We start from the raw sequence: 8,440 nt of genomic DNA on the forward strand, positions 1-8,440 counted from the left end.
ATAATGATCAATGTAACCAGACCCTACCTTCCTGACAGAGAAAAGCTGAACAAATGTATTGACAGAATATATGAAACAGTCTGGTTAACCAATAACGGTCCTTTGGTTCAGGAGCTGACAGCAAGATTACAGGAGTATCTTGGTGTTGAGAATCTTCTTTTAATATCCAATGGAACCTCTGCTCTGCAAGTTGCCTATAAGGTTCTTGGCATATCCGGTCACGCAATAACAACACCGTTCAGTTTTGTAGCTACTACCAGTTCTTTGGTCTGGGAAGGGATAGAACCTGTTTTTGCAGATATCAATCCTGAAACATTGTGTATTGATCCATCAAAGATAGAAGAAGCTATCACGTCAAAAACCACTGCAATTGTGCCTGTACATGTATTTGGAAATGCCTGTGATGTTGAAAAAATTGAAAATATAGCATCTAAGCATAGACTGAAAACTGTATACGATGGCGCACATGCATTTGGAGTAAAATACAAAGACAGAAGCCTTCTGTCTTATGGTGATGCAGCAACACTTAGTTTTCATGCTACAAAGCTCTTTCATACTATAGAAGGTGGAGCAATCATCTTCAAAAAGAAGGAAGATTATGAAAAAGCCAGACTGATGATCAAATTCGGTATTGATGATACAGATTCAATTGTGGGCCTTGGCATAAATGCTAAAATGAATGAGTTCCAGGCTGCAATGGGATTGTGTGTGCTTGATGAAATGGACATTATTCTGAAAGAGCGGGCTAAGCTATGGCATCGATACGAAAATGAACTTACAAAATATGTACTAATTCAAAAACGTACTTTTCAATGTACTAATAACTTTAGTTATTTTCCAGTTATTTTTGAGAATGAGGAAACAATGGAAAGAATGAAAAAGATTCTGAATTCAGCTGGAATATATCCTCGAAGATATTTTTTTCCTTCTTTGGATAGTCTTGAATACCTGGATGTTAATTCAGTTCAAAAAAAATCGGATGATATTTCAAAGAAGATTCTGTGCCTGCCCTTATATCCAGGAATGAGTTCTTTAACACAAGAACAGATTTGCAGTTTGATAATATGTAATTTGGAAAATGAGATGGAGGAATAATTTTATGAAAATTTTGATTGTAAGTGTTGGGAGTTTAGTTGGACAGAACATTTTGGATGTTCTTGATTATGCAGAATTTAATCGTAGAAAATATGTAACTGTGTTTGGCACTAATAGTGTAGCAGCAAGCTCGAATAATTTCCGATGTGATAAGTGCTTCTTGGTTCCAAATACGGCAGACAAAAATTTTTTGCCAGAAATCACAAACATTATTAAAAATGTAGAACCTGACTTAATTCTTTGTGGCAGGGATGAAGATACTGAAGTTTTATGGAAACTCATGCATGACAATCCAGATCTCCCTGGTGTGTTGCCGTATGGGGAGCTGAGTACTGTCCTTTATGCTCTGGATAAATGGCAAACCTGGAAATTTACACAGAAACACATGTTACCTTTTGCAGAAACTTTTCTGCTCGACGATTCCATCTCTACAGATGAGTTGAAAGAATTTTGCAGCAGGGTTGATTATCCTTTGATTGCTAAACCAGCACGTGGTTTTGCATCGAAAGGAGTGTTTTTTGTACGTAATTGGAATGATATATTAATTGCACGTGAATATAAAGGTTACATCCTCCAGGAGTATTTAGGAGAAAAAGATGCGAACAAGAAATATTTTGAGTCTTTTGAACGTTTAGTTCCTTTGTTTGCCCATGCCCCCAACATCTACCATTTTTCATGCCACACTTTTGTTTACCCTGGTGGTGCGATAGCACCAATATTTATATCTCAAAATATGCACGATTCAGGAGTGACAATTGGATTTAGTAAAGTTTTTAATGAAGAACTTGAGAGTTTAGCAATAAAATATGCTAAAGCGCTTTGGAATGAAGGGGGTGCGGGTCCAGTTACAATTCAATTCCGAAAAGATAGGAAGGGCGAATGGAAAGCACAAGAGATGAATATGCGAACAAATGGAAATACTTTTCCTCGAATGCTGTTGGGTCAGGATGATCTCTCACTGATTATAAATACATTCGTTGCGAATGCTGAATTTCCGGCTTACACACCTCCCATAGAACATGATGGTGCTATCTTTACTAAGACACTGGTAGCCACGCCAATAACCAAGGCTCAGTTAAACTGTTTGAATACTACAAAATCCTGGTCTAAATAAAGATAAAGCAAAATGATGCTAAAATCAAATTAGGCATTTTAGACATCGAAATAAGGGTAATTTGTATGTGTTCAACCAAACCAGAAAATAGTTTATATGCAGAGAATATTGTAAAAAATATTGCTCAATTTATTGTGAATACTAACGCGGATTCTATTTCAGAATCCGCAATAACAACAGCAAAAAGAGCAATGTTAGATTCTCTTGGTGTCACATTAGCTGGAAATGAAACCGAAACAGGTGTAAAATTACATCATTTTGCCGGTAGCTTTCTTGGAAAAGGTGAAATTAATGTCCTTGGAAGTGATGAAAAATTATCATGTGCAGACGCAGCATTCATTACAGGCTCTATTATGCATGTATTAGACTATGATGATACGGGTGCCTTTTCGCAGGGACATCCAAGTGCTTCTGTTTTTCCAATTATCTTTTCCTTGTCTCAAGTAATACCTGTTAAAGGTATTGATGCAATCGCTGCTTATAGTGTTGGTGTGGAAGTACTTTCAAGATTCTCAAGAGCTATGCCAATGATGCACCTAAAAGGGTGGCATCCAACAGGCGTAATAGGTTCATTTGCAGCAACTGCGACTGCATCCCGATTGCTTCATCTAACGGAAAAGCAAGTAATCCATGCTTTTGGGATTGCTGCATCACAAGCTTCTGGTATAGTACAGAATTTTGGCACGATGAGTAAGCCTCTCCAAGCAGGAAATGCTGCACGAATTGGTATTATTTCTGCATTGCTGGCAAAAGAGGGATTTACAGCTTCTGAGTGTGCATTAGATGGTGATATTGGTTTTTTCAACACCTACTTTGGACCGAATCATCATTTGAATGAGTGGTTTAAAGATTTTAGTTCTAAACTTGTCATTGAGTGTCCTGGAATCAATATAAAAAGACATGCTTCATGTGCGCTTACGCACCGCTCTATAGATGGCGTTCTGCAGATGCAAGAAATATATGGTTTTGATATTGAAGATGTTGAGTCCGTTCAATGTTTTGTCCCTCCAAGAGCTATGAAAGTTCTTTTCTATCGTGATCCAACAGATGGCCTTCAAGCACGGTTTAGCATGAACTATGTAATTACGGCCGCTCTTATGTACAAGAAAGTGGGCCCTTCAGAGTTTGAGGACAAGCAACTCAAGCAAATAACGGGTAACTCTTTGCTTTATCAAGTAAGAATGCACGTTCATCCAGACTGGAAAGAAGGAGATGATGCGCGACCAGATGTATTGAAAATTAAATTAAAGAATGCTACTGAATACGAGCTAAGTGTCAAGTTCCCCAAAGGAAATGTTGCAAATCCTCTTTCGTGGGAAGAGCTTACAAATAAGTTTCTAGATTGTGTAAAGAACTGCTTGACAAAAGTGCAAGCAGAAGAGTGTATCATGTTCATTGAAGATATGCAATCACAGAACGATTTTTCCAAACTTAGTAAGATAACAATGAAATAAAATGACCCTTACAAAAAAAACTACTATAGGAATTTTCTGGAATTTTGCCGAAAAGTTAAGCAGGCGTGGAATTGGACTACTAGTAACTCTGCTCCTTGCTCGTTTCCTGACACCTGAGGAGTATGGTCTGATGGCTATGCTAGCAGTTTTTATTGCCGTTGCTAATAGCATCATGGACCTTGGTTTCTCTCATGCTCTAATTCGTAAGCACAATCCTACACAAGAATATTTTAGTACTGCCTTTTATAGTAACTTAGCCTTGGGAGTTCTTGCATATATACTGTTGTTCTCCACTGCTCCATTTGTTGCCCTTTTCTATGAAGAGCCAAGACTTACGATTCTCATTCGGGTTGTAGGGATTGTGATTATTATCAATGCGTTCCAAGTTGTCCAGAACATCATTCTCAGTCGGAATCTTGATTTTAAGACACAACTTAAGGCTGCAGTTCCTGCAACATTCATCTCTGGCTTGTGTGCAGTGGTAATGGCATACGCTGGCTTTGGGGTATGGGCTTTAATTGCTCAAACAATAATCTCTTCTTTAGTTTTCACATTTTTTTTGTGGTCTATGGATATATGGAGGCCAACATTTGTATTCAGCCAAAGCTCTTTATCTGAAATGTTTGGTTTTGGCTCAAAACTATTTTTATCAGGTCTATTAGACACTATCTATAGAAATATTTACATAGTGGTGATTGCTAAATTATTTACAACCACTATTGCGGGCCACTACTTCTTTGCCAGCAAGATAAAAGAGTTAATTCTTAATCAACTGGTAAATTCTATACAAACAGTTACATATCCTGCGCTTGCAACACTTCAGGAAGATGACATCCGATTGAAAGTCGGATATCGCAAAGTCATCCAAGTGACAACTTTTGGACTTTTTCCTGTAATGGCACTCATGGCAGCTTTGGCAGAACCTTTATTTCGCGTATTTCTTACTGACCAATGGCTGCCTGCAGTACCTTATCTGCAGCTCATGTGCATCGCCGGAATGATGTATCCTTTACATTCCATTAATCTGAATATTCTTAAAGTAAAAGGCCGTTCTGACCTTTTCCTTTATTTGGAAATAGTTAAAAAATGTATTTCTATACTTATTCTATCAGTAAGCATACAATTCGGAGTCATAGGTATTCTTATAGGACAGGTTATATCTTCTCTATTGTCATATCTGCCCAACAGTTATTATTCTGGAAAGCTAATTGATTATCCCGCCGGAGAGCAAATCCGAGATGTTCTCCCCGGATTTCTTTTGTCTGGAATTATTGCTGTTTTGGTATATTTTGCTGTAGAAGTGTCTACTCAGCCAGCATTGATTGAATTGGTGCTTTTTGGTACTCTTGCAGGAGTTATGTACATTGTAGCAAGTTCTGTTCTTAAAATCAAAGCAATGGAGCTTGCTAAAGAAATTGTAATTAATAAATTTGGGAAGAATGTATAATGGACAAAAAAGAAGAGATAGTTGTAAGCATCATTTGTAATGCATACAACCATGGAAACTTCATAGCTGATGCAATAGAAGGTTTCCTTATGCAGGAAACGAATTTCATATATGAGATCCTTATACACGATGACGCATCAACTGATAAAACAGCAGAAATAATCCGATCATATGAACAAAAGTACCCGTTGTTAATCAAGCCAATCTATCAGAATATAAACCAGTATTCAAGAAATATAAAAATCAATCCAACATTCAATTACCCAAGGGTTAAAGGTAAATATATTGCTCTCTGCGAAGGTGATGATTATTGGACTGACCCTAAAAAATTACAGATACAGTTTGAGTGTCTTGAAAAAAATCCCGACATTGTATGTTGCTATCACAGTGACTATATATTGGGTGAGAAAGGCCTTGAAAAAAGATCCCGAATATCACTTCAAGATCAGCGCTCCTTCACCAGTTATGAAATGATGGCGTGTAAGTGTTTAATCTTGCCCTTAACAGCATTTTTTAGAAATCTTGATATTCTCAGAGAGTACCCAGAAGAGGCAAGATACGTAAAAAATGGTGATACGTTTCTTTTTTCTATTTTAGGACAATACGGTTCTGGCATGTACTTACCTATGATAGGACCATCTGTGTATCGTGTCCATGAAGGGGGGGTCTGGTCAATGAGATCAGAAACTGAAAAAAAAGCTATCAGAATGAGTACATGGTACTGGCTTGCAGAGTACTATTCCAGGTTAGGTAATTCTAAGTTGGAAGAAAAGTTTAGGATTCGAAATCTAAGTCTGTTCGTGTCAGATTTAAGCAAAGCACAATTAATATCAATAACAGTGAAGATGTGCTTACCTGCTAAATTTGTAAGAGTAATAAAGAAACATTTGATGAGAAAATAATTCAATATTATACATGACATTTTATTGCTTTTCTCTTGTGTAATCATTAAGTGAAGATGTCATATATGTTCTGCAAATGTGATATTTTCTGTTAGCCCTCTTAATTAATATTGTAATTTTTCTAATAAATAATAATTTCAGTCTAATGTATAATTCAAGGTTCGACTTTTGTAATGATGTATTTGTCATTTCATATTCTGCTGAGAAATTATCTAGATAAGGGGAATTACCAGTTGAGAGGTTACTGAATGTATCATGTCTCAACTGTTTTTTAATGTATTTTTTAAAACAGGTGGCATAGTCATGATATATTATAGGATTAGGACTGTAGATTAGTTTATTCTTATCACCATATTTTTCTAAGATTCTGTATGAGATTTCAATTCCTTCATGACCCCATAAGTTGGGATTAAATCCTTCAACCTCTAGAAGCACATTTTTCTTAAAAGATGAATTCCCCTCAAGATCTATGGTCCATGGAATTATTTCATCTCCCAAATCATAACTCACTGCGAAATAATTATAGATATTTGTGGTTTTTGGCAACGATTTTCCTCTTAGGGCCAATATTTCATAGTCTCGATGTGCAATAATGTGTTGCTTAACAAAATCAGAAGCAGGTACGGCATCATCATCAAGAAAAATGATAATCTCTCCATTAGATTGAGCTGTACCGATGTTTCTTCCAATATTAACACCAAAGTTTTTTTTCAACTTGATGTATTTGAGTTTGTAATTGGAAATAATTGGGGCTATATCTGCAATATCATTATTGTCGACGATGATTATCTCAAAATCATAGTCCTTCTGTTCAGTTAGAGCGTCAAGACATAATTCTAGATCTTTTTTTTTAGTGCTATAAGTTACAATCACAATAGAAGCTGTTTGTGGCTTGTTTTCATAGGAGCCGAAAAAGAAAATGCCTTCAGTTTCTTTGCTGGAGTATGATGATTCTAAATAGTTTTTCATGTTTGAAGCCTAAATGTTATATTTTGTAAGTGTTTTTCATTATGGATTAGGTCTATCGACTTGAGTAAAGCCTTCAATATCCTTACATTTATTTAATACTAATTTGTAATTAACAATGTATGATATCGACCGAGTAATTTTCATTGTATGATAATAAAAATTGGATATGAAGAACTCTTCTGGATTCTTTGCCTCAGGTATTTTTATGAAAAAACGTAAAAAAGACTTCATGCATAGAACATATTTTTTCTTCTTGTCCAGCCTATTATTGAACAAATCAATTGCAATGTCGCCTTTGCCATATTTCCAGTTCTTTTTTAGCAAAACAGAAAACTTAGTGGAAAACTCTCTGTATACCTTTTGATTCTCATTGTATCTGACATTGTAACCCGAAGTTTTCAACTTATAGACTATTAATGAGTCACCCCCGGTATAATGGGTAGGAAATCCACCTACCTCCATAAAGACACTCTTGAGAAGTGCAATGTTTTTTCCATCTCCCCAAAAATCATCATCTTTCATTACCCATTGGTTGCATTCTGCCCGGGGTATGATCTCTTTTTGTTTTGTCAGAAAACCTGGTCCCTGTGAAACTTCGACTCCTCTATTGATGTAGTCATTTATAGCTGACAGCCAATTCTTATCAGCTTCACAATTAGAATCAGTGAAAGCTAATATCTGGCCCCTTGAATTCACTGCACCTTTATTCCTTGCAACGTATGGGTTTTTTTCATTTTCAATTAATAGTTGAACGGGATACTTTTTGATAATGTCTATAGTTTTATCCTTTGATCCATTATCGACAAAAATTATTTCACAGAAATTTGATGGATAGTTCTGCTCGAGAAGTGAATGAATGCATTTTTCAACAGTATTTTCGCTATTAAGGCAGGGTACTACAACTGATATGAAATTAATTGTTTCTGACATTTTAACCATTTTATTTTTCCATAAACTAATATATTATTAAAATTATATTCTACTGTTATATATCTTTTTTGCTATGAACTGCAAAATATTATGGGTGACTCAAAGCAAGTGCATTTAACTAAATTTTTTAGTTATATTATTATATAGATTATAATACTCCTGTGCTTTAATCTCCCAAGTATTTTTCGATGCTTTCTTTTTTGCAAGCCTTCCCATTTTTTCGATAAGGTTTTCGTTTTCGATAAGATTTCTCATTATATCTGCAAGTATGTCTGAATCCCCAAAAGGAACAATAAAGCCTTCTTGCCCATTTTCAACAACCTCTTTTGCACCTACCTGATCTGTTATTATCACTGGTTTTCCCACAGCCATTGCTTCAAGTACCACAAGGCCATATGGCTCATGACGGCTTGGAAGCACACAAAATAGAGAATTTGAGTATGTAAATAAGAGGTCGTTTTCATCCAAACCTTCATAATGCAAAACTTGACCCGATTCAAAATAGTTACTATAGTTTTTTTTAAGTTCA

At 35.8% G+C, this 8,440-nt stretch carries 8 protein-coding genes; 5 read left to right on the forward strand and 3 right to left on the reverse strand.

The features are described from left to right. Positions 1 to 3 precede the first annotated feature (3 nt). From Q8J68_RS04415 to Q8J68_RS04435, 5 genes are all read left to right on the forward strand, one after another. Positions 4 to 1,095 carry a DegT/DnrJ/EryC1/StrS aminotransferase family protein gene (locus Q8J68_RS04415; RefSeq protein WP_305310332.1) on the forward strand — a complete coding sequence of 364 codons (1,092 nt, stop codon included), beginning with the start codon at positions 4 to 6 and terminating at the stop codon, positions 1,093 to 1,095. 4 nt (positions 1,096 to 1,099) lie between these two features. After that, the gene (locus tag Q8J68_RS04420; RefSeq protein WP_305310333.1) at positions 1,100 to 2,209 is read left to right on the forward strand and encodes an ATP-grasp domain-containing protein; all 1,110 of its coding nucleotides are present in this window, start codon (positions 1,100 to 1,102) and stop codon (positions 2,207 to 2,209) included. 65 nt (positions 2,210 to 2,274) lie between these two features. Further along, on the forward strand, positions 2,275 to 3,663 hold the full coding sequence (locus Q8J68_RS04425) for an MmgE/PrpD family protein (RefSeq protein ID WP_305310334.1): 1,389 nt from the start codon (positions 2,275 to 2,277) through the stop codon (positions 3,661 to 3,663). A gap of 1 nt (position 3,664) precedes the next feature. Beyond that, positions 3,665 to 5,110, forward strand: a complete 1,446-nt coding sequence (locus Q8J68_RS04430; RefSeq protein WP_305310335.1) for a lipopolysaccharide biosynthesis protein — start codon at positions 3,665 to 3,667, stop codon at positions 5,108 to 5,110. Then, positions 5,110 to 6,012 carry a glycosyltransferase gene (locus Q8J68_RS04435; RefSeq protein ID WP_305310336.1) on the forward strand — a complete coding sequence of 301 codons (903 nt, stop codon included), beginning with the start codon at positions 5,110 to 5,112 and terminating at the stop codon, positions 6,010 to 6,012. The genes Q8J68_RS04430 and Q8J68_RS04435 overlap by 1 nt, the downstream gene beginning before the upstream one ends. 21 nt (positions 6,013 to 6,033) lie before the next feature. Here the strand turns inward: Q8J68_RS04435 and Q8J68_RS04440 are convergent, their stop codons facing one another. The 3 genes from Q8J68_RS04440 to Q8J68_RS04450 form a co-directional block, all read right to left on the reverse strand. Then, complete coding sequence (locus Q8J68_RS04440; RefSeq protein WP_305310337.1) at positions 6,034 to 6,981, reverse strand: glycosyltransferase family 2 protein; 948 nt, start codon at positions 6,979 to 6,981, stop codon at positions 6,034 to 6,036. A 39-nt stretch (positions 6,982 to 7,020) separates the two neighbouring features. Then, on the reverse strand, positions 7,021 to 7,911 hold the full coding sequence (locus Q8J68_RS04445) for a glycosyltransferase family 2 protein (RefSeq protein ID WP_305310338.1): 891 nt from the start codon (positions 7,909 to 7,911) through the stop codon (positions 7,021 to 7,023). Positions 7,912 to 8,025: 114 nt separating this feature from the next. After that, the coding region (locus tag Q8J68_RS04450) for a glycosyltransferase (RefSeq protein ID WP_305310339.1) at positions 8,026 to 8,440 on the reverse strand (415 nt) is incomplete at its 5' end.

It is taken from the genome of Methanolobus sp. (assembly GCF_030682845.1).
Lineage (GTDB): Archaea > Halobacteriota > Methanosarcinia > Methanosarcinales > Methanosarcinaceae > Methanolobus.

Bases quoted from the DNA above. Each gene is read 5' to 3' on its own strand.
- Q8J68_RS04415 (WP_305310332.1), top strand. From the start codon at position 4: ATGATCAATGTAACCAGACCCTACCTTCCTGACAGAGAAAAGCTGAAC.
- Q8J68_RS04420 (WP_305310333.1), top strand. From the start codon at position 1,100: ATGAAAATTTTGATTGTAAGTGTTGGGAGTTTAGTTGGACAGAACATT.
- Q8J68_RS04425 (WP_305310334.1), top strand. From the start codon at position 2,275: ATGTGTTCAACCAAACCAGAAAATAGTTTATATGCAGAGAATATTGTA.
- Q8J68_RS04430 (WP_305310335.1), top strand. From the start codon at position 3,665: ATGACCCTTACAAAAAAAACTACTATAGGAATTTTCTGGAATTTTGCC.
- Q8J68_RS04435 (WP_305310336.1), top strand. From the start codon at position 5,110: ATGGACAAAAAAGAAGAGATAGTTGTAAGCATCATTTGTAATGCATAC.
- Q8J68_RS04440 (WP_305310337.1), bottom strand. From the start codon at position 6,981: ATGAAAAACTATTTAGAATCATCATACTCCAGCAAAGAAACTGAAGGC.
- Q8J68_RS04445 (WP_305310338.1), bottom strand. From the start codon at position 7,911: ATGTCAGAAACAATTAATTTCATATCAGTTGTAGTACCCTGCCTTAAT.